The organism is Verrucosispora sp. WMMD703 (assembly GCF_049178935.1).
Taxonomy (GTDB): Bacteria; Actinomycetota; Actinomycetes; order Mycobacteriales; family Micromonosporaceae; genus Micromonospora; species Micromonospora sediminimaris.
This window is the reverse complement of record NZ_JBMHMM010000004.1, coordinates 3,198,605-3,223,974: the sequence shown is the minus strand read 5'-3', so window position 1 is coordinate 3,223,974 and position 25,370 is coordinate 3,198,605. Positions and strand designations below refer to the sequence as shown.

General features: G+C 70.7%; 22 protein-coding genes. 4 read left to right on the top strand and 18 right to left on the bottom strand.

Annotated features, from left to right (window positions below):
* Nucleotides 1-9: 9 nt before the first annotated feature.
* Genes ACN26Z_RS15320 through ACN26Z_RS15300 form a run of 5 tightly spaced genes read right to left on the bottom strand, consistent with a single transcriptional unit; the run spans nucleotide 10 to nucleotide 5,571 of the window.
* A complete protein-coding gene (locus tag ACN26Z_RS15320) occupies nucleotides 10-975 on the bottom strand; it encodes an ABC transporter ATP-binding protein (RefSeq protein ID WP_421461867.1) in 966 nt (321 codons plus the stop codon).
* A complete protein-coding gene (locus ACN26Z_RS15315) occupies nucleotides 972-1,952 on the bottom strand; it encodes an ABC transporter ATP-binding protein (protein ID WP_421461865.1) in 981 nt (326 codons plus the stop codon). The genes ACN26Z_RS15320 and ACN26Z_RS15315 overlap by 4 nt, the downstream gene beginning before the upstream one ends.
* A gap of 1 nt (nucleotide 1,953) precedes the next feature.
* A complete protein-coding gene (locus ACN26Z_RS15310; protein WP_282238687.1) occupies nucleotides 1,954-2,871 on the bottom strand; it encodes an ABC transporter permease in 918 nt (305 codons plus the stop codon).
* Nucleotides 2,868-3,953: an ABC transporter permease gene (locus ACN26Z_RS15305; RefSeq protein ID WP_210939475.1), complete on the bottom strand. Its 1,086-nt coding sequence runs from the start codon at nucleotides 3,951-3,953 to the stop codon at nucleotides 2,868-2,870. The genes ACN26Z_RS15310 and ACN26Z_RS15305 overlap by 4 nt, the downstream gene beginning before the upstream one ends.
* 10 nt (nucleotides 3,954-3,963) lie before the next feature.
* Entirely contained in the window at nucleotides 3,964-5,571 is a 1,608-nt protein-coding gene (locus ACN26Z_RS15300) for an ABC transporter substrate-binding protein (protein WP_421461863.1), read from the bottom strand.
* 310 nt (nucleotides 5,572-5,881) lie between these two features.
* Here ACN26Z_RS15300 and ACN26Z_RS15295 point away from each other — a divergent pair, with 310 nt between their 5' ends.
* Entirely contained in the window at nucleotides 5,882-6,418 is a 537-nt protein-coding gene (locus ACN26Z_RS15295) for a cupin domain-containing protein (RefSeq protein WP_282238689.1), read from the top strand.
* A gap of 58 nt (nucleotides 6,419-6,476) precedes the next feature.
* The gene (locus ACN26Z_RS15290; RefSeq protein WP_421461861.1) at nucleotides 6,477-7,433 is read left to right on the top strand and encodes an acyltransferase domain-containing protein; all 957 of its coding nucleotides are present in this window, start codon (nucleotides 6,477-6,479) and stop codon (nucleotides 7,431-7,433) included.
* Here the strand turns inward: ACN26Z_RS15290 and ACN26Z_RS15285 are convergent.
* Together ACN26Z_RS15285 and ACN26Z_RS15280 are read right to left on the bottom strand one after the other, a co-directional pair.
* A complete protein-coding gene (locus tag ACN26Z_RS15285; RefSeq protein WP_421461860.1) occupies nucleotides 7,360-8,238 on the bottom strand; it encodes a DUF4184 family protein in 879 nt (292 codons plus the stop codon). The genes ACN26Z_RS15290 and ACN26Z_RS15285 overlap by 74 nt on opposite strands.
* A 93-nt stretch (nucleotides 8,239-8,331) precedes the next feature.
* Nucleotides 8,332-9,660 (bottom strand): cellulose binding domain-containing protein, encoded by a 1,329-nt coding sequence (locus tag ACN26Z_RS15280; RefSeq protein ID WP_421461859.1) that lies wholly within the window; start codon nucleotides 9,658-9,660, stop codon nucleotides 8,332-8,334.
* Between the two features lie 391 nt (nucleotides 9,661-10,051).
* Here ACN26Z_RS15280 and ACN26Z_RS15275 point away from each other — a divergent pair, with 391 nt between their 5' ends.
* A complete protein-coding gene (locus ACN26Z_RS15275; RefSeq protein WP_421461858.1) occupies nucleotides 10,052-11,932 on the top strand; it encodes a Xaa-Pro dipeptidyl-peptidase in 1,881 nt (626 codons plus the stop codon).
* On the opposite strand, the gene ACN26Z_RS15270 is transcribed toward ACN26Z_RS15275, so the two are convergent.
* The 5 genes from ACN26Z_RS15270 to ACN26Z_RS15250 all read right to left on the bottom strand — a co-directional run bounded on the left by ACN26Z_RS15270 (nucleotide 11,894) and on the right by ACN26Z_RS15250 (nucleotide 15,492).
* On the bottom strand, nucleotides 11,894-13,123 hold the full coding sequence (locus ACN26Z_RS15270) for a low temperature requirement protein A (protein ID WP_421461856.1): 1,230 nt from the start codon (nucleotides 13,121-13,123) through the stop codon (nucleotides 11,894-11,896). The two genes, ACN26Z_RS15275 and ACN26Z_RS15270, sit on opposite strands and share 39 nt — an antisense overlap.
* Before the next feature lie 62 nt (nucleotides 13,124-13,185).
* Nucleotides 13,186-13,710 (bottom strand): NUDIX hydrolase, encoded by a 525-nt coding sequence (locus ACN26Z_RS15265; RefSeq protein WP_421461855.1) that lies wholly within the window; start codon nucleotides 13,708-13,710, stop codon nucleotides 13,186-13,188.
* A 94-nt stretch (nucleotides 13,711-13,804) separates the two neighbouring features.
* Nucleotides 13,805-14,338 (bottom strand): AAA family ATPase, encoded by a 534-nt coding sequence (locus tag ACN26Z_RS15260; protein ID WP_421461854.1) that lies wholly within the window; start codon nucleotides 14,336-14,338, stop codon nucleotides 13,805-13,807.
* Nucleotides 14,339-14,419: 81 nt separating this feature from the next.
* Complete coding sequence (locus ACN26Z_RS15255) at nucleotides 14,420-15,301, bottom strand: hypothetical protein (protein ID WP_421461853.1); 882 nt, start codon at nucleotides 15,299-15,301, stop codon at nucleotides 14,420-14,422.
* Nucleotides 15,298-15,492 (bottom strand): hypothetical protein, encoded by a 195-nt coding sequence (locus tag ACN26Z_RS15250; RefSeq protein ID WP_421461852.1) that lies wholly within the window; start codon nucleotides 15,490-15,492, stop codon nucleotides 15,298-15,300. The genes ACN26Z_RS15255 and ACN26Z_RS15250 overlap by 4 nt, the downstream gene beginning before the upstream one ends.
* A 54-nt stretch (nucleotides 15,493-15,546) precedes the next feature.
* On the opposite strand from ACN26Z_RS15250, the gene ACN26Z_RS15245 reads away from it, so the two are divergent.
* Nucleotides 15,547-15,765 carry a helix-turn-helix domain-containing protein gene (locus ACN26Z_RS15245; protein WP_421461851.1) on the top strand — a complete coding sequence of 73 codons (219 nt, stop codon included), beginning with the start codon at nucleotides 15,547-15,549 and terminating at the stop codon, nucleotides 15,763-15,765.
* Here the strand turns inward: ACN26Z_RS15245 and ACN26Z_RS15240 are convergent.
* From ACN26Z_RS15240 to rpsD, 6 genes are all read right to left on the bottom strand, one after another.
* A complete protein-coding gene (locus tag ACN26Z_RS15240) occupies nucleotides 15,752-17,695 on the bottom strand; it encodes a copper resistance CopC family protein (RefSeq protein ID WP_421461850.1) in 1,944 nt (647 codons plus the stop codon). The two genes, ACN26Z_RS15245 and ACN26Z_RS15240, sit on opposite strands and share 14 nt — an antisense overlap.
* Before the next feature lie 119 nt (nucleotides 17,696-17,814).
* On the bottom strand, nucleotides 17,815-18,795 hold the full coding sequence (locus tag ACN26Z_RS15235) for a hypothetical protein (RefSeq protein ID WP_421461849.1): 981 nt from the start codon (nucleotides 18,793-18,795) through the stop codon (nucleotides 17,815-17,817).
* Nucleotides 18,796-18,925: 130 nt separating this feature from the next.
* Entirely contained in the window at nucleotides 18,926-19,558 is a 633-nt protein-coding gene (locus ACN26Z_RS15230) for a hypothetical protein (RefSeq protein ID WP_093402112.1), read from the bottom strand.
* A 36-nt stretch (nucleotides 19,559-19,594) separates the two neighbouring features.
* Nucleotides 19,595-22,006, bottom strand: a complete 2,412-nt coding sequence (locus ACN26Z_RS15225; RefSeq protein WP_421461848.1) for a family 43 glycosylhydrolase — start codon at nucleotides 22,004-22,006, stop codon at nucleotides 19,595-19,597.
* A 79-nt stretch (nucleotides 22,007-22,085) separates the two neighbouring features.
* On the bottom strand, nucleotides 22,086-24,464 hold the full coding sequence (locus ACN26Z_RS15220) for a glycoside hydrolase 43 family protein (RefSeq protein WP_421461847.1): 2,379 nt from the start codon (nucleotides 24,462-24,464) through the stop codon (nucleotides 22,086-22,088).
* A gap of 257 nt (nucleotides 24,465-24,721) precedes the next feature.
* Nucleotides 24,722-25,330 (bottom strand): 30S ribosomal protein S4, encoded by a 609-nt coding sequence (gene rpsD / locus ACN26Z_RS15215; protein WP_421461846.1) that lies wholly within the window; start codon nucleotides 25,328-25,330, stop codon nucleotides 24,722-24,724.
* Nucleotides 25,331-25,370 lie beyond the last annotated feature (40 nt).

Below are 25,370 nucleotides of genomic sequence, written 5' to 3'. Positions count from 1 at the left end.
ACGACGTCCTCAGTTCGCGGGCACGGTGGCCGGGGCCACCGTGGGGTCGTTGAGCCAACAGGCGGCGCTGCGTCCGCCGAGGTCGAGGGTGGGTGGCTGGTCGCCGCAGGGGGCGAAGGCGTGTGGGCAGCGCGGCCGGAACCGGCAGCCGGTGGGGGCGTTGGCGGGATCGGGCACCTCACCGGCCAGGGTGGCGGGCAACCGTGGGGTGGGGCCGATGCGGGGCACCGCGTCGATGAGCGCCCGGGTGTAGGGGTGTCGCGGGTTCCGCCACAGCTCCCGGGTGGGCGCGCTCTCCACGATGCGGCCGAGGTACATCACGGCGGTGATGTCGGCGATCTCGTGTACGAGGGCGAGGTCGTGGGAGATGAACAGCATGCCCATGTCGAGATCGCGGACCAGGCCGACGAGCAGGTTGACCACCTGTGCCTGGGACGAGGCGTCCAGCGCGGTCACCGGTTCGTCGGCGATGATCATGCGGGGTTGCGGGGCGAGTGCCCGGGCGATGGCGAGGCGTTGCCGCTGGCCGCCGGAGAACTGGTGCGGGTACCGCTCGGCGGCGGTGGTCGGCATGCCGACCCGGTCCAGCAGCTCGCGCACCCGGTCGCGGCGGGCCGCGCCGGTCACCGTCGCCGGGACGCCGTCGAGCAGTTGCGCGCCGATGGTGCGCCTGGGGTTCAGCGAGGCGTACGGGTTCTGGAAGACCATCTGCAGGCCGATCTCGGTGTCCGGCCGGCGCCGCCAGCCCAGCGGGGTGACCGGCTGCCCGGCGAAGCGGACCACACCGGCGCTCGGCGGGGTCAACCCCACGGCCACCCGGGCCAGTGACGACTTGCCGCAGCCGGACTCGCCGACCAGGCCGACGATCTGCCCGGCCGCCACGTCCAGGCTGACCCCGGCGACCGCGAGCACCCGGCCGCGTCCCCGCGAGCGGTACTCGACCTCGACGTCGCTGATGTCCAGCAGGCCGGTCATCGGGCTGTCACCTCCAGGTGCGGGCGGACCACACAGGCAACCGACCGGTCGGCAGCCACCGGAGCCAGGGGCGGTGGCACGGCGCCGCAGGCCGGCTCGGCGTACCCGCAGCGGGGTTGGAACGGGCAGCCGGGCGGTGCCTCACCCGGCGCCGGCGGGGCGCCGGGGATGGGCCGTAGCGTGCCGACGGCCTGGGTGCCGTGTGGCCGGGCGCCGAGCAGCGCCGCAGTGTACGGGTGGGTGGGTGCGGTGAGCAGCGCCCCGGTAGGGCCGGTCTCCACCACGCGACCGGCGTAGAAGACGTAGCCACGGGTGGTCAACGCGCTGAGCACCCCCAGGTCGTGGGTGATGAAGGCGACGGCCAGCCCGGTCTCGGCACGCAGCCGGTCGAGCAGGGCGAGGATGCCGGCCTGCACGGTGACGTCGAGCGCGGTGGTCGGTTCGTCGGCGATCAGCAGTCGGGGCCGGGCGGCCAGGGCGATGGCGATGGCCGCCCGTTGCCGCATGCCGCCGGAGAACTGGTGCGGATAGGCGCGCAGGGCACGCTCGGGGTCGGGGATCCTGACCTGATCGAGCAGTTCCACCGCCCGGCGGGTCGCGGACCGTCGGTCCAGTCGCAGGTGCACCCGCATGTGTTCGGTGAGCTGACGGCCGACGGTGAGCATCGGGTGCAGGGCGGCGGTCGGGTCCTGGAAGACCATGGCGATGCCCGCGCCCCGGATCCGCTGCCAGCCATTGTTGTCCAGGCCGAGCAGGTCGGTGCCGGCGAACCGCGCCGTTCCGGTGACCTTGGCTCCCGCCGGCAGCAGACCGAGCAGGGTCTGTGCGGTGAGGCTCTTACCGCAGCCGCTCTCCCCGGCGATGCCGACGAGTTCGCCCTCGTCGACGGTGAGCGACACGTCGTGCAGGATCGGCAGCGGCCCGCGCGGGCCGGGCAGGGTCACGGCGAGGGAGTCGACGTCGAGCAGCGGCGCCATCTCAGCGTCCCTTCGCGTAGCGGGGGTCGAGCCGGTCGCGCAACGCGTCGCCGAGCACGTTGAAGGCCATCACGACGGTGAGGATGGCCAGGCCCGGGAAGACGCTGACCCACCACATCGACAGGTCCTGGGAGCCGAGCGCGACCATCGAGCCCCACTCGGCGGCCGGTGGGCGGGGCCCCAGCCCCAGGAAGGAGAGCGCGGCGAGCAGCAGCACCGCGTTGCCGAGTTCCAGGGTGGCCAGCACGATCGCCGGGCCGATGCTGTTGGGCAGCACATCGCGGCGCAGCGCCCGGACCGGTCCGACGCCGAGCAGTCGGGCGGCGCTGAGGTAGTCGTCGCCGCGCATGCTGAGCACGGCGCTGCGGATGACCCGGGCGTAGACCGGCCAGGAGACGATGACCAGGGCCAGCACCGCGTTGCGGGTGTTCGGGCCGAAGGCGGCGGTGACCGCCATGGCCAGGATGATCTGTGGGAAGGCGAAGACCAGGTCGGTGAGCCGCATCAGCGCCTCGTCGGCGAACCGTCCCAGGTATCCGGCGACCAGGCCGAGCAGGCCGCCGACGAGCAGGGCCAGCGAGACGATGGCCAGGGCCAGCGGGATCGACAACCGGGCGCCGTGCACGACCCGGCTGAAGATGTCCCGGCCGAGGGAGTCGGTGCCGAACCAGTGCGCGGCCGAGGGTGCCGCGTAGGTGTCGGCGCTCTGGGCGAGTGGATCGTAGGGGGCGACGAGCGGGGCGAGGATCGCCACCAGCAGCCAGCCGCCGAGAATGGTCAACGCCACCACGGCGATCGGCTGTCGCCAGATCGGCCGGCCGGCCGAGCCACCACGCAGCCGACCGAGCCATCGACGGCGGGTCAGCGCCCGGTCCACCTTCGGGTCGGGGGCCACCGGATCAGGTGCGATCATCGTCATGACAGGCGGATCCTCGGGTCGATGAGCCCGTACAGCAGGTCGACGGTGAGGTTGACAAGCGTGTAGACCAGCGCGACGAACAGGCTGACACCGAGGATCGCGGGCAGGTCGAGGGCGGTGGCGCTGCGGTAGGCGTACTGACCGACGCCCGGCCAGCCGAAGATGCTCTCCACCAGCACCGTCCCGGACAGCAGCGAGGCGAAGGCCAGGCCGGAGACGGTGACCACCGGGACCAGCCCGGCGCGCAGCAGGTGCCGGCGCAGCACCACCCGGGCCGGCAGGCCCTTGGCGTACGCGGCCCGGATGTAGTCCTGCTGAAGCACCTCCAACATGGCGGAGCGAACAAAGCGGACCAGCAGCGCCACGGTGAGCGAGGTCAGCACCAGCACCGGCAGGGTGAGGTGTTGGGCCGCGTCCCAGGCCACGTCCCACTGACCGGCCAGTGCCGCGTCGACCGTGTACATGCCGGTGACGGTCGGCGGCGGGCTGAAACCGGTGGAGAGCCGTCCACCGCTGGGCGCCAGCCCGAGTTGGTAGAAGAAGACGTAGAGCACCACGAGCGACAGCCAGAACGGCGGCGTGGAGAGCCCGAGCAGGGCACCCACCCGCACGAGCTGGTCGGTGACCCGGCCGTTGCGGACCGCCGCGAGCATGCCGATCCCGGTGCCGATCACCAGCGCCAGCACCATGGTGGGGATGGCCAGTTCCAGGGTCGCCGGCACGTACCGGACCAGGTCGTCCAGGACCGCCCGACCCGTCTGCTGGGAGATACCCAGGTCACCGCGGAAGAGGTTGCCCAGGTAGTGCAGGTACTGCTGCCAGAGCGGCTGGTCCAGCCCCCACTTCTCGCGGAAGGCGGCCACCGTGGCCGGGTCGTTGAGCGCCTGGTCGGACAGGTTGGCGGTGACCGGGTCACCGGGCACCACGTTGACCAGCCCGAACGTCACCACGGTGACGCCCAGCAGCAGTCCGGCGGTGATCGCCAGCCGCTTGGCCAGGAAGGCCAGCAGCGGGTGGGACCGGCGGGGCCGGGGCGCGGTCGTGGTGACCGCGCCCGGCTCGCCGTTGTGGACGGTCGTCATGGTGCTCCGACTACCTGCGGCCGACCGCGGCGACGTCGACCTGCCAGCCGGCGGCGGAGTAGTCCGCGCCGGTCAGGTCGGCGGTCGCCACCACCGTGGAGGAGTTGCTGGCCAGCACGATGTACGGGGAGGACTGGTTCATCAGCCGCTGCCATTCCTGCATGGCGGTGGCCCGGGCCGCGAGGTCGAGGGTCTCGGTGACCTTCTCACCGGCGGCGACGACCGCCGGGTCGGCCCGCTCGACGGTCCAGCCCGAGCGCAGTGCGGTGGCCTGCCCGGGCGCCATGTTGTTGATCAGTGAGTCGGCGACCGGGTAGTTGAGGCTCTGCGGAGTGAAGCCCAGCGGGGACTTACCGCCGCGCATCTCGTCGAGGAAGGTGGTCAGCGGCTGCGGGTTCAACTCCAGCGTGATGCCGGCCTCGGCGGCGTCGCCCTGCACCTTGGTGGCGACGGTGCCCAGGTCGACGCCCTTGTAGGTGATGGCCGGGTAGTTGAACTTCACCGTCGGGTTGGTCAGTTCGGCCTCGGCGAGCAGCGCCTTGGCCTTCGCCACGTCCCGGGTGGACGCCTCACTCTCGGGCAGGGTGCCGGGGAAGGCCGGCGCGACCAGGCCGGCGCCGGGAGCGGCTCCCTCGCCGTACAGCGCGGCGATGCCCTGGTAGTCGATGGCGGCACGCAGCGCCTGGTTGAACTTCGGGTTCGCGGTCACCGCCGAGACCGCCGGGTCGGCGTTGAGGAAGAGGAAGTAGACGGTGTCCTGCACGCCGGAGGTCTGCAGGCTCTCCGGCAGGCCGTCGAGCAGCTTGCCGGAGATGTCCAGCGAGATCTCGGCGCTCTCGGCGCGTTGCATGGTCAGCTTCTGGGTCTGCACGTCCATGTTGCGCAGTACCACCCGCTCGAACTGTGGCTTGTCGCCCCAGTAGTTCGGGTTGGCCTCCAGCACCACCTGCGACTCCGGCTCGTACGACTTGAGCACGTACGGCCCACTGCCGATCGAGTTGGTGTCGAGGTACTGCTGGGCGGTGTCGCCCTGCGCGGCGTCCGCGCCGTCCTTGGCACCGTTGTCCCGGGCGACCTTGGCGTTGAGCACACCGGTGGACGGCATCGCCAGCACCACCGGAACGTTCGGGTTGGGGGTGGCCGAGGTGACCACGACGGTGCTGTCGTCGGTCTTGCTGACGCTCAGCTCGCTCACCGTGACCGCCGGGCTGCCCTTGATGTTCTTCAGCCGGTTGAGGGAGAAGACCACGTCGTCGGCGGTGAGCGGGCTGCCGTCGGAGAAGGTCACTCCGGAGCGGAGCTTGAAGGTGAAGGTCTTTGCGTCCGGCGACGCCTCGTACGACTCGGCCAACGCCGGGACGGGGGTACCGACGTCGGAGCCTTCGAAGGTGAGCAAGGTGTCGTAGAGGGCGTGCACGGCGGTCAGGCCGGTGGCTTCGTAGACGCGACCAGGGTCGAGGGTCTTGAGCACGAACGACGTGTTGACGGTGAGGGTCTTGGCCTCGCCACCGTTCGCGTTGCCACCACTGCCGCCGGCCGTGCAGGCGGTGGTGGAGATGATGGCCAGCGTCGCCAGAGCGAGCGCTCCGGCGCGGAGCCGGCGGGGGGACACCGACATGCTGTTCCTACCTTCGTATGGCGCGGCCCGCTGCGCGGGACCCGCGGGGCATCGACGTCCGGCGGCACCACCACTGGCCGGGCCCAGACGGCCAATGCCGGTGTTCCGGGTTCTCTCGGGGTGCGTCGGGTTCTCGGGGTGCGTCGTCGCAGGGTTGGATGTAGCCGGACTCGCATTCGTCCGGTTCATGTCTGGACGCGGCGTGTCCACCAGTACCAAACAGCGCCGCCCTCGTGTTTGACCACCCTAAACACGGCCGTGTAGCTTGGTCAAACATTTTTAGCCACACTGTTATCGGATCGAGGTTCACATGCTCGGTGACCGGCTCCGCGTCCTGCGCCAGCAGCACTCCCTCACGCTGCGGCAGCTCGCCACAGCCGCCGACGTGTCACCCGCCCTGCTGAGTCAGATCGAGAACGGGGCGACCGACCCGAGCCTGGCCACCCTGCGCAAGCTCGCGCAGGTGTTCGACACCTCGATCGCCGAGTTGTTCTCCGAGCCGGAGGCACCGGCGGTGCACATCAGCCGGGCCGGCAGCCGCAGCCTGCTCACCGCTCCCCCGGGCCAGATAACCTACGAGCGCCTGACCCCGGGGCGCGGCGATCTGGAGGTGCTCCAGGCCCACCTCGCCCCGGGCGACGCCAGCTCGGCCGAGCCGTGGGCGCACCCCTCGACCGAGTGCGCCATCGTCATCAGCGGCGAGGTGGTCGCCGACATCGGCGGCGAGACGTACACCCTCACCGCCGGTGAGGCCGTCACCTTCGACTCACGCCTGGCCCACCTCTACCGCAACGCCAGTGACCAGCCAGCCCACCTGATCATCGCGGTCACGCCACCCAACCCCTGAGCGGGCTGACCGGCATCGCGCTGTTGCGGCGGCCGCGCCGGTCGCTACTGTCGTCCGCGTGAATCTGGACGACATCGCCACCCGGCTCGGCGTGCCCATCGAGGACATCGACCGTGTGCACCGGCTGGCCGGCGAGCACCCGTCGGCGCCGGTGCCCGCCAGCGCCGACGCGCCCGCGCTGCTCGACCGGCTCGCCGTACGACCGGACGACGCCGCCGAGATCATGGCGGGCTGGCCGGACCCCGACTCCACGCAGTGGACCCCGGAGCTACGCTGGCTGCTCGACCGCTCGATCGCCCTGGTCCGCGCGGATCTCGGCGGTCACGAATGGCTGCCGCCCGGTCCGGCGCTACCGCGCGAGCGGGGCCCCGCCTGGCGGCACCTCTACGTCTACACGTACCTGGCCCTGGTCGACGTGGTCAGGGGGTACCACCGTGACCACGGCGTTCCCGACGCCGTCTCCTGGGTGACCCTCGCTGACCTGGGTCGCAACCTCGCCATCGACCGGCGAATGAATCGCGAGGGCTGGTCGGTCATGCAGAGCTGGCTGACGCTGCACTCGCGCGGCGCGGTCTACGAGCTGGGTCGGCTTCAGCACCATCGCGGCGGCACCGCCATCGACCTGCACATCCCCGACTCGGGGTCGCTGACCCCGGAAGCGGTCGAGGCGTCCCTCGACGAGGCCCGGGCGTTCTTCCCGCGCCACTTTCCCGACGAGCACTACACGTCGTTCGCCTGCGGTTCGTGGCTGCTCGACCCGCAGCTGCGGGAGTACCTGCCCGAGGAGTCCAACATCATCCGCTTCCAGCGACGTTTCGAGCTGGAGCCCTATCAGGAACCGGAAGGGCTCGACGCCGACGTCGAAGTGGTGCGGTTCGTGTTCCGTACCCTGACCACACCGCTGGACCAACTGCCGCGCGACACCGTGCTGCAACGCGCCGTCATCGACCACCTGAAGGCCGGCCGCCACTGGCAATGGCGCCGCGGACGGTTCCCGATCGAGCCGGTCCGCTGACCGCGGCGGGTCGGCTGGTGCTGGTGCCGCCGCTGTCACCTGCCGCGCCCGGGTAACCTGCGCCCGAGCGCTGGGACCGGACCCGGACGGCGATGGCGGCGGCGAGCAGGGCCAGACCAGCGACGTGCAGCGACCGGACGATTGTCGCGGCGAGGATGGTTGCACCGGGCAGCAGCGGCACGAGCGCCAGTCCGGCGACGGACACCAGCGCGGCGACGCTCCAGAACAGCACTGGAAGCCGACGTGGCGGTGCGAGCCGGCGAGCTCCTGCCGCCGCCGCTGCCCGCCGACCGAGGCGTGCGGTGAGCACCACGGCGAGCAACGCACCGACGAGGGTGCTCGTCAGATCCGAGACCGTCCACCAGGAGACGTCCGTAACGCTCGACCATCGGAGACCGAACACCACTCGAAGCCAGTCGTCGGTGTGCGTCAGCCAGTCCCAGCCGAGGTGGCTCGCCGCGCCGAGGAGCGCCGAGCTGATCGTGATCCACCAGCGGTGCGGCCACCGGGCCAGGGAACCGTGCCCACTCCAGCCGAACCAACGCTCGCCGGGCAGGTGAGCCAGGATTGCGTCGGCGCAGGACCGGAAGACCGCCGCGTACGCCAGCGCCACCGGCAGGCACCACCAGAACAGCGCCGGCCAGGAATGGGTATCGGCAAAGGTTCGTCCGGTCGGGCCGGTTGCCAGGTAGACGACGTCCGGCGACATCGCGCCGAAGCTCAACGTCACGCCGTCGAACCACCGGGGCCGCCACCACTTGAGCGCCAGCACCGGCGCGAGATGCGAAGGGAAGGTCAACGGCACGGTGCGGAGCATAGGGCCTGTCGTCCGCGCGGGCGTCGGCCCGCGACCGGGCGCGGACCCCCGAGTGGGATCCGCGCCCGGACAATGTACGGATCAGCTGACGGTGCAGGTCGCGCCGTTGAGGGTGAACGAACTCGGTTCAGCGGTGTTGCCGGTGTGGGTGGCCTGGAAGCCGATGCCGACCGACGCGTTCGGGGCGATGGTGCCGTTGTACGACATGTTCCGCGCGGTCACCTGCCCGGAGGTCGGTGAGTAACTAGCGTTCCAGCCGCCGGTGATGGTCTGCCCGCCGGGCAGCGTGAAGACCAGCGACCAACCGTTGATGGTGGAGCTGCCGGTGTTGGTGATGGTGATCTGTTCGGTCAGCCCGTTGTTCCAGGCGTTGACCTCGGCGGCGACCCGGCACGCTCCGCCACCGGGCGGCGGCGTCGTCGGGCTCGGGGCCGGCGTGGTGGGGTTCGGCGGCGGGGTGGTCGGGTTCGGCGGTGGGGTGGTGCCGCTGCCGAACTGGGTGAAGAAGCGCCAGGTCTCGCCCGGCAGCCAGGTCCGGGAGCCGCTGTCACCGGGTGCGCCGTCCTGTGGTGCGGCGATGTGTCCCTCGTCGAACGCCGCCCAGACCACCGGGTAGCCGGACGTGCAGCCGGAGTAGGTGGTGCTGCGGTGGGTGAGGCTGCCCTGCGACGGTTCCGGGGGATTCTGCGCGGTGCAGCCGTTGTTGCGGACGAACCGGTCCCGCAGCGACCGCCCGTTGGAGATGTTGAGGACGCTGTCGCGGATGCCGTGTGCCCCGAAGTAGGCGACCGGCTGGGTGCCGCCGCTGCATCCGCTCAGCTGCGCACCGCCGTAGACGGCGACGGCGCGGAAAATGTTCGGCCGGGCGCAGGCGACGGCGTAGCTCATGGCGCCGCCGTAGCTGAACCCGAGCGCGAAGCGCTGGGTGGTCTCGACGCAGAGGTCGCCCTCGATCTGCCGGAGCATGTCGTCGACGAACGTGACGTCTTCACCACCGGAGTTGGCCCAGCCGCTGTTGAGGCCCTGGGGCGCGACGAAGATGGTGCTGTTGTTCGACAGTGGCAACAGTCCGTAGTAGGCCCAGGTGTCGCGCTGCACCGTCTGGCCGGTGGCCACGTCGGTCGCCGAGCCGTTGAGCCAGTGGAACCCGAACACCAGTCGGTACGGGTGGTTGTTGTTGTAGTTGTCCGGCACCCGCAGGATGTAGCTGCGGTTCTTGCCGCTGCTCTGGATGGTGTGGGTACCGCTGCGCAGCGTGGGCGTCTTGCCGCAGCCGGCGGTCGCGGCCAGGATGCCCGACTGGGCGGCCGGGACGCTGCCGGGGTTCGCGCTCAACGTCGTACCGGCGGCGGCCAGCACCATCAGGGCCGCGAGCGCGACCGGTCCGAAAATCGATTTACGCCTGGACATCGTGACTCCATTCCGCGCCCGCTGTGGACGCGCGGCGGTGCGGCGCATCGCCCTGGTGGCGGCGCCGGGAACGGCCGGCGTACCGCGGGGTATGCGCCTGGGTACGGTGCGACACCGTTCGGGCTGTCAGGTCAGGTGGGCGGCCCGGAGCGGCGATGCTCTGCGTGTGCCACGGCTCCCGCGACGTACCGTCAGCCGCCCTGGACCGGCGGCGTGACCCGTCCCGCACGGGGCCCGCAGTGCCCGTCAGCCGGCGCAACGCGCCTCGGCTCGCCTGGTCACCGACCGGGCGGGGGACGTCGGAGCGTGCCCTTCGCTCCTGCCTCCGAAACGTAGCCAGTGAGCGATAACATCGCAAGGTGTAAATGTCTAAACTCCGAAGGGAGACGCCGTGCGTCGGTCCCCCTACCTGCTGGCACTGCTCGGCATCGGTCTGTCCGGCACGCTGGTGCTGCACGCGGCTCCGGCGGCGGCGCGGACCGCACCCACCGCCACACCGGGAATCGTGGTCGTCGACGGCATGACCCAACCGGTGTTCTCGCTCGCCGACGCGATCGAGGAGCGGGTTTACGTTCAAACCACTGTGGACACCGACCATGACGGCCGCCTCGACCGGGTGGCGATCGACATATCCCGGCCCCGGGAGACCGCCACCGAGGGATTCAAGGTGCCGGTCATCTTCGAGCACAGCCCGTACCGCAAGGACGTCTGGTATGACGTGCCGTACCCGAGCGTGCTGGTGGACGAGCTGCCGCAGAACGGCGTCGACCGCCGGGCCGGCCGACGGACGTCCGACGTGGCGGTGCAGCGGGCGGCGACAAAGGCCAACCTGCCCGGTTCACTCGACGACTACTACGTGCCCCGGGGCTACGCGGTGGTGCTCGGGCAGAGCGTCGGCACCGGCGATTCCGACGGCTGCCCGACCAGCGGCGACCAGGCCGAGACGCTCGGCACCAGAGCGGTGATCGACTGGCTGAACGGGCGGGCGAAGGGGTACGACGCGGCTGGCGCGCCGGTCACCGCCGGCTGGACCACCGGCGCCGTCGGCATGACCGGTGTCTCCTACAACGGCACCCTGCCCAATCAGGTGGCTACCACCGGCGTCCCGGGGCTGCGGACCATCGTGCCCGTGGCCGCCATCAGCAGCTGGTACGACTACTACCGCGCCAACGGCCTGGTGGTGGCACCGGGGACCTATCAGGGTGAGGACACCGACGTGCTGGCCGGGTTCACCGCCGGTCGGGCCCGGGCCGAAGGTCGCTGCGCCGATGAGATCGCGGCACTCGGCGCCCGGCAGGACCGGGTCACCGGCGACTATTCGGCGTTCTGGCGCGACCGTGATTACCTTGACGCACGGCAGGTGCGGGCCAGCGTGCTCGTCGTGCACGGCCTCAACGACTGGAACGTCAAGACCGAGCACTTCGCCGGCTGGTGGGACGAGTTGGCCCGGCACCGGGTACCGCGCAAGATCTGGCTGCACCGGGGCGGGCACGGTGGCCCGGGCAACACCGCGTCGGTGACCCTACCGGACGGCCGGACCTGGACGTGGAAGCAGACCGAGAACCGCTGGTTCGACCACTGGCTGTGGCAGGTGCCCAACGGGATCATGGACGAGCCGAGGGCCGTGGTGCAGCGCGAGGACGGTGGCTACACGACGTACGCCGACTGGCCCGATCCGGGCAGTCGGGAGGTCGCGCTGCGGCTGGCCGCCACCGACGCCACCACGGTCGGCACGCTCACCTCCGCCCGGGCGCCGAAGCGCTCCGTCGAGCAACGCTTCGTCGACGAGGGGCGCACCATCCACCCGGACACCCTGGTCGCCGACCCGGAAACGGCAAGCCCGCACCGGTTGGCCTACCTGTCTCCCACGCTGCCCCGCGACGTCCGCATGTCCGGCCGTCCGGAGCTGCGGCTGCGGCTGGCGATCGACAACAAACCGGACGCGAACCTCACCGCCTACCTGGTCGACTACGGACCGGCCGGCTCGACCGCCGCACCGACGGTGGTGACCCGTGGCTGGATGGACCCGCAGAACCGGCGGAGCATCTCGCGCACCGACCCGCTGCGCCAGGGCAGACTGTACGACCTGCGGTGGACCCTGGAGCCCAAGGACCACGTCTTCCCGGCGGGTCACCGGATCGGCCTGGTGATCTTCTCCAGCGATCAGGATTACACCCTGCTTCCGCTGGGTGGCACCCGGCTGCGGGTCGCACCGCACCACAGTGAGCTGCGCCTACCGGTGGTCGGCGGAAGGGCCGACCTCGGCTTCTGACCCGGAAGGGCGGGCGGCACGACCGGCGCCGAAGACCCGTTCGTAGCCGACGAGCACCACGAGGAAGGTGGCGAGCAGGCCGAGGGCAACCAGGCCGGGCAGGTACCGTCCGGCCGGCAGCAGCGCCAGGGCCACCGCGGGCGCGAGCAGCTGCGCCGGGGACACCGATCGGACGCTGAGCCCACGGAACAGCACCTCGCCCGCGAGATACAGCGCGACCCCACCGAACAGCGCCACGGCCGAGATCCAGGCCAAACCCGACTCGGCGGCGTGCCAGGGTCGATGATGTGCCAGCGGGGCGATCACCTCGTGCACCCCGAGCGCCAGATAGATCGTCCCGGTGACCAGCGCGAAGTGGCCGCCGCTGTAGGCGTTGGCGGCTAGCCGATCCCGTCGCGGACCGCGCTCAGCCATCAGCGCCTCGCCCGCCGCCACCGAATTCAGCATGTACAGCCGAAACAGGCAGACCGTGACCACGAGGGTGAGCAGCGCGGCCAACATGGTCGGACCATTGATCATTTCGGAGCCGATGCCGGCGCCGACCGAGATCAACGTCTCGCCGAGCGCGATGATCACCACGAGGGTGTGCCGTTCGGTGAAGTACTCGGAGCTGCGCAACGGCCACCCGCTGATTCTTGAGGCGACCAGTCCGCCGGCGAAGTCGACCGCGACCGCCGCCGCCCAGAGCAGCAACTGTGCGCCACCACCGAGGACGGCTCCGAGGACCAGCGGGATCCAGGACAGCGCGGTGGTCAGGGTGTAGATGCGCAACGTGCGGTGCAGCCGCCGGTCGCCCTCGGCCGCCCGGCGATAGAGCACCAGGTGGACCGCCCGCACCACGAGATACGACAACACCAGGATCAGGCGCGGACCCGGGCTCGGTTCCCATACGTTCGGGATGACCACGGCGATGAGAAAGATCGGACCCATCACGGCGGTGGTGCCGGCCCGGATCAGCCCGATGTCGGCGCGAGCCTGGTTGCCCAGCCAGGCGTAGATCAGCCAGGAGATCCACAGCAGCAACAGGACGACCAGGCCCTGGAGCAGGGTCAGTGGCGAGGTGTGACCAGCCATGTAGGCGGTGATCCGGGTCAGCGCGAAGACGAACACCAGATCGAAGAAGATCTCGTACCGCGTCGTCCGGTGCATCTCCGTGGTCGTCTCGACGCGCCCTCGGAGGAACCGCCCCATGTGCCCATCTTCATCGTTGCGACCGCCGTGGTCCCGACGATTGGCCAAGCTCGACCCTCCGGCTAGGCCGGCAGCCGGCGCAGGTAGTGATCAAGGGTGACCCGCCCGTCGGGGACGAACGGCCAGGACGGGTCGGCGAGCCGGGCGGCCAGCTCGGCCAGGTCGAGCCACCACCCCTCGGCGACCTCGCTGGGCTGATGCACCACCGGGCCGCAGCGGTGCCGCCGGTAGCGGGCCTCGAAGACGTAGGCGAGGTAGTTGGTGCGCGTGTCGGCGTACCAGTACCGCAGGCAGGGCCGGATCTCGCAGTTCGTGACGCCCAGTTCCTCGGTGAGTTCCCGGGCAGCCGCCTCGGACGGGTCCTCGCCGGCCAGCACGACACCTCCGGCGAAGGCGTCGTGCATGCCCGGATAGACGTCCTTCGTGTCGGTGCGGCGGTGGACGTACACGCGGTCCTGCTCGTCGCGCAGCAACACCGCCGTCGCGGCGTGCGGCAGGTTGCCGGCACGCACGGCACTGCGTGGCGCGGTGCCGGTAACGGTTCCCGAGATGTCACCTTCCAGGTAGAGCGCCACGAGTTCGTCCATCCGCCCACCGTAGCGCCGGTCGGGTCCGACACGGCCTCGGCGGTGATCCCCTGCCCCCGTCCAGGTACCACCGGAACCGCCGTACGCCGTCCCTTCACCGGGACGGCGAGCCGTTCAACCAGCGTTCGAGGGCCTCCGGAGTTTCGAACAGCAACACCGGCGGTCCACTCGGATCGGCGTGCCAGGCCCGTAGTCGACGCCGTTCCCGGCCGAACTCGGTGAGGTGCCACACCAGGACCGACTCGCTGGACAGCACGCTGCCCAGCGACTCACGGTTGCCGTTGCAGATCTCCTCCCCCGTCGACAGCCGGCGCAGCGTACGCCGCAACAACCAGCGGAAGGACAGCCCGCGCGGGTAGTCCAGACCGATGACCAGGTCCGCGCGGGCCAGCGGCACGTCCCGCCAACCGTGGTACGCCCCGTCGAGAATCCAGCGGTCGCGGCGGCAGATCGCCTCGATCCGGCTGCGTTGCCGCGCCACCGGCACCTCGATCCAGTTGGGCTCCCAGAGCAGGTCGTCGACCGGGTACCAGGGCAGCCCGAGCCGCTCGGACAGCCGTTGTGCGAGGGTGGATTTGCCGGAGCCGTGGATCCCGTAGACCAGGATGCGCGACAGCGTCTTGCTCATCGCGCGGCAGCCTATCCGGCCGCCGCCACCAGCCCGAAGGAGGCGGCGGGGCGGCCGGTCGACGGCCGCCCGGAGCCGGGATCAGCGGTTGGTGGCCAGGTCGCCGCAGTCGGTCTCGTCGGGCAGCAGCGGTCGCAGGGCCACCGTCCACCGCTTGCCGTCCGAGACCCACGGGGTGGCCGCGTTCGCCGCCGCCGCGGCGGTGAGCACCTGCTGCGCCTCGTCACCGGTCGCCGTGACACAACCCAGGCTTAGGCCCTCGCCGAGTTCGGCGCCCGGCAGCGCCGGCCCGGGCCAGGCCACCTCGGGCTGCTCACCGGCCTCGGCATTGGCGACCCAGGGCTCGGCCACGGCGGCGACGGCGGTCGGCACGTACGGCTGTGTATCGGTCGCCGCGGCGGCGAGCGGACCGGACTCGGCGGTCAGCGAGTCGGCGAACTCCCGCAGGGTGTCCCGCTTCGCCCGCTGGTCGGCGGTGAGCCCGGTCTGCGCTCCGCCGGACTCGGCCAGGGCATAGACCTCCAGCTCCTCGACGCCGTTGTCACCGAGGATCGTGAAGCGCGTCGCGGGCGCGTCGGCGACCGGCGGCGTACCGAAGTCCGCCGGTCCGCCCACCCCGGCGGCGCGGGCCGCCTTGAGCAGTTCCTCCACCTCGGTGGCGCTGATCGTGCCCACCTGAAGGTTGGGCAGCGCCGGACCGGGATAGATCAACGGCACCGGCCCCTGGGTGATCACCCGGCCGTCACCGTAGACGCTGACCGTGGGCAGGCGGGTGGCCAGCATGGCCGGCGTGACGAACCCCCCGGTGTGCTCCATCCGGAACACCACCGCGTCGGCGGAGTAGGACCGCTCGGGTGAGTCCGCCTCTCCAGACCCGGCGTCACCGGCCTGCTGGCCGCAGGCCGCGGACGTCAGCAACAGCAGAGGGACGACCGCGAGTCGCCCGCTTCGACGAATGCTCATGCCGATCGGACGTCGGCGGGCGCCGATCGGTTGCATCCGACCGGCACCGGCGCGGTCCGCCGCAGGCCCCGGGTCAGCAGCAGCGTCGTGACCAGCGACAATCCGGCCATCACGGCCACCGCCCGGTGGGTCGGCAGCAGGTCGGCGACCGCACCGGCCAGCGCCGCGAACACCGCCTGACCGGCCAGCATCCCGAACGGGTTGGACCGGCTGATCGGCCCGAACCGACCGCCATCCTGATCCGGTTGGGCACGCCGCTGAGCACCCCGCACCTGGCCGCGCTCACCGGGCTGTCCCTGGGCGCGGTCGGTGACCATCTGCGGGTACTGCTCGACGCGGGCATGGTGACCAAACGCCGCTCGGGGCGGGAGGTGCGCTACTGGCACACCCCTCGTGGCGCCGTCCTGGCGGCCGGTGAGCCGGTGCCGGCGGATGTCCGGGTGGACGAGGTCAGGCCAGATTGATCGTGAACGCCGCGGTGTGCACCTTCCCGTCCACCTGGAAGTCGAAGAACGCCCGGTAACGGCCGGCACTCGGCGCGGTCAGCCAGAACTTCACCGCGCCGTCGACCAGCTCCGGCTCCGGATGGACATGCAGGAAACCCAGGTCGCCTTCGCGGACCACCACCAGATGCCCGTACGCGCCCAGGTAGCGCTCCAACGGCGCCGGCCCGGCCGCCCCGTCGCGGTCGACGCGGAGGGTCAGCGGAACGGTCATCCCGATGGTGGGCGCGCCGGCCAAGGACACCGTGTACGGACCGGTCGTCGTCTGCGGCTGCGGCGGGGGCAGTCCGGCCGGTTGGTAGTTGCCCGGCACCTCGTGGTCGACGCCGAGCACCAGCGGCAACCCCGTGCCGTCAGCCGTGGTCACGGTGAAATCCGCGTAGATGCGGTAGCCGCCGGGTCGGGTGAGTTTCAGCGGCACGCTCCAGGTGCCGTCGTCCGCCATCGTCGGGTGCAGATGCTGGTATCCACCGAGGTCACGGCCGACCACGATCATGTGCAGCGGCTTGTCGTGCACCACCGCGAAGCGGGTCACCGGCTGCCCGTCGACCCCCACCACCCGGAACCGGTAGTCGCTGGTCGCGCCGGCCGCCTGGGAGCGCAGCACCGGCTTCAGCGTGTACCCGGCGACGCTTACCGTCGTACCGGTGGCCTGGTCCTGGCCGTCACCTGGATGCGAGTGCGGGCCGGTTCCCGGCCGGTGCTGGTGTCCGTCGCCGGCCGACAGCGCCTGCGCCGCGTCCCGACCGCCGCTGCCCGGTGCGGTGCCCGGCGGCTGCGCGATGTAGGTGGGGTCGTCGTCGGTGCCGATCCGGCCGAGGGCGAACCCGGCCAGCAGCGTCAGGACGAGTCCCCCGACCAGCAACGCGAGCCGGGTGTCGCCGACGCGCTGCCACCAGCCGGTCGACGCGGATCCGTCCGCCGGTGCCGCAGCGGCGGCTTCCGCAGGTTCGCCGTGCGCCACCAGTGCGGTGGTGACCGCCCGCTGGGCCGGGGTCGCCGGTACCGTGGCTGCCTTCGCGCCTCGCCGAGCGGCCGGGACCACAGCCGTGCGTGCACCACCTGTGGCACGCCGCCCCTTGGCCTTCGTGTTCGGCTTGGCGCGAGGTCGGTTGGCAGCGGACCGGCGTACCGCCTTGCGACTCCGCTCGACGCGGGCCGGGCGGCGCTGCCAAACGAGGAAACCGGCGACCGCGACGACGGCCACCACCACGACGACCCAGCCCGGTGGGCCCATGCCGCCGGAGTCGTCCGAGGTGGGTGGCGCGGCGGCAACCGACGGGAGCGGCGCCGTCGGGGCGACGGGAGTGGTGTCGCCGGCTGCCTGCTGCGATCCGGTGTCTCCGTGCTGCTCGGCGGCGGCGAGCAACGACGGATCCGGCTGACCGGTGGGCGGTTGCCAGTTCGGCGGCGCGGCCGTCGGCTTACCGGTGTACCGGAAGGTGATCGTGCCACGCACCGGGTCACCGTCTGAGGCCACCGACAGGTAGCTCACCGAGTACTGGCCGGCGGCGGGCAGGTGCGCGAGGGCCACCACCGCGGGAAAACCGGTGGTGTACTCGCGCGGTTCGAACACCCCGTCGACCAGGAAGTACTCCCGCACCGGACGGTCCAGTGTGCGGGGTTCGCCATGCGTCCAGCCGTTGTCGACCCGGGCGCCGCCCGGCGCTGTGACGGTGAAGTACGCGTCCTCGCGGACCCGCTCGGTGAAGGTGAGCTGCACGGCCGTCACGGCCTCATCGACGGTGGCACCATCGGCCGGTGTGGACGTCGCCAGGGTGCCGTGCGCCGAGACAGGCGTGGCGGTCCCGAGAAGGACGACGCTGGCGGCGAGGGCCAGAGCGAGCAGACCGACGGCGACACGGCCGTGAGCCCGAGGGAGACGACGCATCGGATCATCCTCGCGATGACGCCGCTTTCTGCAATAGGTCGTCATCTTTTTGTTCAGATGGGAAAAGTTCTGGTCGTCCCGACCGATACCGGGATGGTGGTCCACTGCCGTCGTCCTGATCAGTCGGCGACGCGGACGGACTCGCGGCCCTCGGCCCGGGCCTGTTCGAGCAGTCGGGCGAGCTTCCGACGACGTCGGCGGCTGATGGTCCGCCAGCCCAGCAGCAGCGTGCCGACGAGCACGCCGAGGACCAGCTGTGGCCAGGGCAGCGCCCATGCGGTCACGGTGATGGTGGTCGGCCGGATATCGGCACCGGCCGGATCACCGGAGACGACCGTCGGGGTGACCTCGACAGTGGTGGTGAGCCGTCCCAGCCCCCAGATCCCCCCGACGTGGGCTTCGACCTTTCGCCCGTCGCCCGGTAGCAGCTCCGGCACGTCGGTGGCGGCGCTCCGGCCCGCCAGGCCGAACAGCTCGCCCACCCGTACGCTGCCGTCACCGGTAGCCGCGACGTTGCCGTTGTTCTGCGCGGTGAACGTCAGGTGGACATCGCCGGGGCTGAAGGGATTCCACGACCTCTCGTACCTGACGCTGAGATCCTCCACCGCGACTGCGGCGGTGACCGTGCCGCTGGCCCGCAGCATGACCCGGAACCCGACCCTGCTCTGCACCGCCACCGTGCTCCCGGCGCTGGTCACCGTGGCCGCGACACCGGCCGGATGATCCCCCGGCGTCGCGTCCGGCGGCACGGTGATGGTGAACGGCACCACGGTCGTCTGCTTCGCCCCGACGGTCACCGTCTCGGGCAGGGTGATCCAGGTTCCACCGTCCACCGACTCCTGGCCGGAGGTCAGCATGTTGAACCGCCCCTTGTCGGTCAGGTAGCCGTCGGCGGCCTGCAACGCGAACACCACCGGCGCGTCGCCGAAGTTCCGCACCGCCAGGTGCTCGGTCAGCACCGTACCCGGATCCAGCGTGTGCTCGATCCACCGACGGCCGTCCGGGCCCCGGGCGTCCGCCGGCTGCACCGCCCAGGTCACCGTCGCACCGGTCGGCTCCGCCGACACGGCGACCGGTGCGGACAGCACGATGGCCGACATCGAAACCAAAACCGCCCCCCACCGCGGCAGGAATCGGATCATCACAGTCCTTCGAGGTCGGGAGAGTACGGACCGGGGGCCGCCGGTCGGCGACCCCCGGGTGTGCGGTGACGTGCCACCGCACCGGCCGTCACTCGAACAGGGACAGAGTCAACGTCGAGGTGTACGAACCGGCTGCGACATCCGCCGGGGTGCGCAGGAACAGGTCGGCGTCGACCGAGTACGCGTCCCCGGTCACCGCACCCGAGTCGAACGTCGAGACCAGCAGCTCCTGGTCGACCAGACCCACGTTGTTCCCCGGCTGTGTCGGCTCGTCCAACACCGTGACGACCTCTTCGCCCGCGCTGACCAGGCCGGTGTCGCCGCCGTCGAGCAGTCGCGGCTTCCAACCCAGATGCCCGGCGGCGATCGGCGCCTGACCGGCGCTACCGACGAAATCGGTAGCGCTGCCCAGCACCGCCCACGCCGCACCCTCGGGTGCCTCGTCGGCCGTGCGGGTGTCGGTGACGGTGACTGTCGGCAGCCCGCCGACGAACTGGCGTACCAGCAACGTCGAGCCGTCCTCGGTCAACGCCACCGAGTCCCCGGCGATCGACATCGCCAGCACTCCCGGCTCCTGGATCTCCTCGATGTCGACCGTGACCTCCACCTCGCCGGTGTCACCCGGCTCGGCCTGGGCCGGTGACGGCACCACCGCCGACCCGACCAGGAGGACGCCCGCAGCCCCCGCTGCGACCAGCCGCTTGCGATTCCATGTGCTCATCCGTTGCTCCGTTGTCGTGTGTGGATGGGGTGCAGGTCAGGCGCCGCAGTCGGCAGCGGGATACTCGGCGGTGCGTACGGTGGTGCCCTCGACACCGTCGGCGGTGACCCGGACGGTCGCCACCCCGGCCGGGACCGTCGGCGTCCGCGCATTGAACTGCTGGTACGCGTTGGCGCCGGGTGCCACGCCGGTCACCGACCGCTGCCCGTACGCCGTCTCCAACACCACGTTCACCGACGTGTCGTGATCGTTGCGCGCCTGCACCGCCACGTACGCGTTACCACCCACGCACCGTGCCTGGGCACTGACCGTCACCGGCACCCCGGTTCCGTTCTCGAAGGCCCAGGTGTCCAGTTCGAAGAGGTCGGCGCCCTCCGGCCCGGCGTAGGTGAAGTACACGTCGTGCACGCCCGCGACACCGTCGAGTTCGGCGGTCAGTTCCGTCCACTCGCCGAGGGGCGCGTCAACCGGGATGGTCGCGACCACCGGTGCGGTGACCTCGCCCAGTCGAATCTGGATCGATCCGCCGCTGACGAGCGGCCGTACCTTCGCCGTCACGCTGCGGGCACCGTCACCGAAGTCCACCGACGACAACGCCGTCCAGTCGCCATCGTCGATGTCACGTACGACCATGTTCGGTGCCGCGTCGCCGAACTGCGCGGACCCGCCGTCGACCTTGGCGGTCGCAACACCCTTGCTCCAGCCGAAGGTCTCCGCCTCGAACACCCGGTACGGGTCGAAGTCACGGACCTGGTCGACACCGGCGTAGGTGCCCACCACCTGCTGGATCGTGCCGTCCTCGTTGAAGGTCAGCTCCTGGATGTGCGGGCTGCGGTACCCCTGGGTGGTGTTGCCGTTGATGCGCTTGTTCAACGTCGGGGCGTGATACGTGAAGTAGTACCTGCCCTCGTACTCGAAGACCGACTGGTGGTTGTTGCCGCCGGTGCCGGTGCCGAAGAACTGGGACTGGTTCGGGAACAGCACACCCGCATAGGTCTCCTTCGGCCACTCCATCGGGTCGTCGGAGATCATGTAGCCGATCTGGCCGCCGCCGGGATAGCCGGGCAGCGGAGTCTGGTTGCCGCCGAAGTCGTTGCCGCCGAAGTGCGACGAGTACGACAGGTAGTACTTGCCGTCGCGCTTGAAGACCTGGGCCGCCTCGAACGCCACCGGGGCGTCCACCACCGCTGCCGTACCCTCGGTCGACACCATGTCGTCGCCGAGCTCGATGACCCGCAGGTTCTTCGGGTTGTTGAAGCGCTCGGCCGGCGGCAGGCTTGTCGACGCCGGGCCACCACCGAAGTAGAGGTACGCCTCGCCGTCGGAGTCCACAAGCGGAGCGGGGTCGAACTTCCAGGCGACGTCCTCGGCACCGGGCGTGCGGCCGTCGATGAGCGTGCTCGTCCGCTCGCTGGTCCACGGACCGACCGGCGAGGCACCCGTGATCACGTTGCTCGAACTACCGTTGTTGGCGTAGTAGAGGAAGAACTTCTCCTCGCCGTCGACCACCTTCTTGGCCATCCCGGGGGCCCAGGAGTTGGCGGTGAAGGGTGCCACCCCGTTCGGGCCCGCGACCTGGATCTCGCCGTGGTCGGTCCAGTTGACCATGTCCGTCGTGGAGATCACGGTGATCTGGTTGATGTCGCCGTAGTTGATGCCCGGCGAGACCCCGGTGGCCGGGTCGGGCGCGTACCCCTGGGTGTCGTTGGTCAGGTACAGGTAGACCCGGCCGTCGTGCACGAAGCCGAAGCCGTCGGCACCGAACTTGTGCCCGATCAACGGGTTGTGCTCGCCGGGCAGCTTGCCGACGACCTCAATCGTCTTCGACGGCGCGGGCGGCGGCGCGGCGCCGACCACCGACACGCCGTCCAGCTTGAAGTCCATCAGGTGCACCTCGGGGTCCGACGACGGCGTGCTCGTCCACGGCGTCTCGAAGAACAGCCGGGCGGTCGACACGTTCTGATCGGCCGGGATGGTGAAGGTTCCGGTGAACTCCGCCCACTGGCCCTTGGTGGCGACGACGCTGACCAGGTTGGTGTAGGTCGCCGCGCCGTAGTGCATCGTGGCGAAGAACTGCTTCGTCGCCGGTCCGTTCGGGTTCTCGTACTTGATCCGGGCGGTCAGCGTGTAGCTCTGCCCGGCCTGCATCCGGCCGCTGAGATCCTGCATCGGGCCGGACCCGGTGGTCGCCCGGTTGGTGACGAGCACGGCGTTCGAGCCCGCGTGGGCGTCCGCGGTGAGCGACAGAGTGGCGCTGTCGGTCGCGTTGCCGTTGTTGACGAACCAGCCGGTGAGGCCGTCCTCGAATCCGCCGTTCACGACAAGATCGGTCTCGTCCGCCTGGGCCGGCGACCCGGCGACGAGCCCGGTGGCCAGCATGAGCCCGACCGTGACGACAGCGGCGGCCCGACGTAGGGCCGCCCTTCGCACGCGATGTGTCACTGACATCCTCCTTGATCACTGCGGTGGATCCGGGGGTTCGGATGCTGGCGGCCGGCCCGGGCCGTCCAGCCTTCGCCGTGGCGGGTCAGCAGTCCGCAGCCGGGTGGTTCGCCGTATGCACGGTGGTCACCATGCGTCCGTCGACCGGCCCGGTGACCCGGACGGTCACGGTGCCGGCGGACACCGCCGGGGCACGGGTGTTGAACTGCTGGTAGGCGTGGGCGCCGGGCGCGACGTCCGGGACCGACCGCTGGCCGTACGCGGTCTCCAGCACGATGTCGACCGGCGCGTCATGGTCGTTACGGGCCTGCACGGCCACGTACGCGCTGCCACCGACGCAGCGCGCCTGCGCGTTCACGGTCACCGGCACCTCGACCCGGTCGGCCCGGAGTACGCCGAGCCGGGCGAGCTGGTAGCTCAGCGCCCGCTCGGGGGCGTCGATCTGGTTCTGGGTGCCGAACCCGGCGGCCCGCGCCGCCTGCGCCTCGGCCAGCCGGGCGAGCATGACGGCCCAGGCGTCGGCGGGATGGTCGGCCTCGTCCAGCGACCCGGCGTACGCGATGGCGGCGTCCAGCCGGCTGGTGTCCAGTGGTCGGCCCTGGGCCGTCAGCGTGTCGCTGAGCAGGAAGTGGTCGAAGTCGACGTGCCCGCCGGTCTGCTGGGTCGCGTAGTTGAACAGGCCGACCCGGTGCCCCATGAAGTGGGCGAGACTGCCGTCCAGCGTCTGCGGGCCGACCCGGCTGCCCAGTTGGGACCACTGACGCCCGTCGAGGCTGTAGTGGAAGGTCGTCCAGAGCTGACCGGTGGGCGAGGCGAAGTCGAGGTCCGCCTTCAGGTGCACCTCGGTGGCGTCACCCAGCGGCACGGTGCTGCCCGGCAGGAAGTTCTCCAGCGTCGCCTGGTCCAGGTCGACCGCGAACGGTTGGCCCCGGTTCACCACGCCGATGGTGTTGACGCCACCGGTCCGCTTGACCGCGACGTACGAGAAACCGCGGTTGTAGGCGGCCAGACCGGCGACGTCGCCGTCCTTCATCCCGGAGATGTCCATTCTGGTTTCCACCGACTGCCGTGGTCCGAACGTCCGCTGCGACAGGGTGTTGCGGGCCTCCTCGAACCAGGCCAGTTCGGCGCGGTTGGCGAGCTTGGTGTAGACGTAGTCGCCGGTGACGACCTTGCCGGCGGTGAGTCGCAGCCATCCGGCGCGGTCGGTCAGCGACCAGTACCGGTTGTCCGGGGCGTGGTTCCATTGCCACGCCAGGTCCAGCCGCGACCCGTTCGGCGCGATCTCCTCCGCGCTTCCCGGCGGCGGCGTCCACTCTTCGTCCAGGTAGGGCTTGTGCGGCGCGTCGTTGGCGAAGTCGTCGGAGACCACGATGCTCTGCTGCCGGGCGAACAGTTCCTCGGCGGGGCTGAGCCGGATCGGTTTGGCGAAGGTGCCGTCCACCGCCACGACCCCGTTGGCCCCGAAGGTCGGCCAGCCGTCTGACCAGGTGGCGGGGATGAGCGCCGGGATGCGGCCGATCGGGAAGGTGTCCCGGAAGAACATGCCGTACCAGTCCGTCGTCCCGCCGTCGCGGGTGATCGGCACCAGGCTGCCCTGCGCGAATCCGTTGGAGTTGAGCACGCCGCGCGCCTCGTAGGTGTTCACGCCGCCGGTCGAGGTGTAGCGGCCGAGCAGTTCGCGGGAGCGGAACATGACGACCTGCCGGCCCTGGCCGGAGGGCCAGGTGATGATGACCGCGTAGTACCAACCGTCGATGTGGTAGAACTGGGCCCCCTCGAACAACCCGCCGATGAACGGCTGACCGGCGTAGTCACCCGCGGTGAAGATGTTGGGGTAGTCCGCGGTGATCTCGGTCAGGTCGGCGTTGAGCCGTACCGCGCTGGTCCCGCCGGAACCGTAGAAGATGTACGGCGTGCCGTCGAGGTCGAAGAAGAGCGAGGGATCGTGCAGGCCCCGGCCCAGCGCCGTGCGCTGCCACGCCCCGTTCTCGATGTCGTCGGTGCGGTAGATGTACGCGCCGCCGAGGTTGTTGGTGTTGAACGCGACGTAGAAGACGCCGTCGTGGTGGCGCAGGGACGAGGCCCACTGGCCCTGCCCGTACGAGTTCTGCCCGTTGCGTAACGAGAACGAGTCGCCGACGCTCGCCCGGTTGAACACGTAGTTGACGATTTCCCAGTTCACGAGGTCGTAGGACTTCATGATCGGCGCACCCGGGCTGAGGTGCATCGTGGTGCTGATCATGTAGTAGACGTCGCGACCCTCGTCGTTCTCGGCCGCCGGCACCCGTTCCACGCTGATGTCCGGCACGTCGGAGCGCAGCAGCGGCACACTGTAGGTGCCGTCCCCGCGGTCGGTCGAGGTGTACGACGAAGGAGGGGCCCACTCGTCGGCGGCGTGCGCCACGCCACCTGGGGAGATCGCGGCGGCGCAGAGCAGCACGCCGGCCGTGACCAGTGGCATTCGTCGTGGCGGGCGTGGGGCAGGAGGGCCGGCAGACACCTGCATGGCGGGGCTCCAGACGCGAGTGGTACGGGAGCCTCTATGCTGTTAGCGCTAACATAGATCGTCAATACCTTGGTCGAGATCGATCCGAAATATTCGTGAAACAGCGCCGCCGCCAACCCGGCGCAGGTGGGTCCAGAAGGGACCGGTCACCGAACCCGGACGGCTCCGCCTCCACTGAAGGCGGGCAGCCGGCCGGGCGGCGGTGCCAGAGTTCAGCGCGAGTAGTACTCCACGACCAGTTGCTCGTCGCAGCGGACCGGCACCTCGGCGCGGTGCGGCAGCCGGGTCAGCCGCGCGGTCAACCCGGACAGGTCGACGTCGAGGTACGCGGCCGGGCGCTGCGGGGCGTGGGTGCCGGCCGCGGCGACGACGAAGGGCGTCTTGGCGCGGCTGCCCTCGCGTACCGCGAGCACGTCACCGGGGCTCAGTCGGGCGGACGGCCGGTCGACCCGCCGGCCGTTGACGTTCACATGCCCATGGCTGACAGCCTGGCGGGCCTGGTAGATGGTGCGGGCGAAGCCGGCCCGCAGGACGAGCGCGTCGAGACGGCTCTCCAGGTCGATCACCAGCTCCTCGCCGGTCTTGCCCGGGCGACGCACCGCCCGGTCGAACGCCCGCCGGAGCTGACGTTCCCGCAGGTCGCACTGGGCCTTCAGACGCTGCTTCTCCAGCAGGCGGACCTTGTAGTCGCTCTCCTTGGTCCGCGAGCGACCGTGGACTCCCGGCGGGTACGGCCGTCGCTCGAAGTAGCGCACGCACTTGGGCGTCAGCGGGATGCCGAGCCGGCGGGAGCGCTTGATCTTAGGGCGGGACTGGTTCATCATCACCTCTCTAGTAAGGTAAGGCTAACCTAAACGGAGG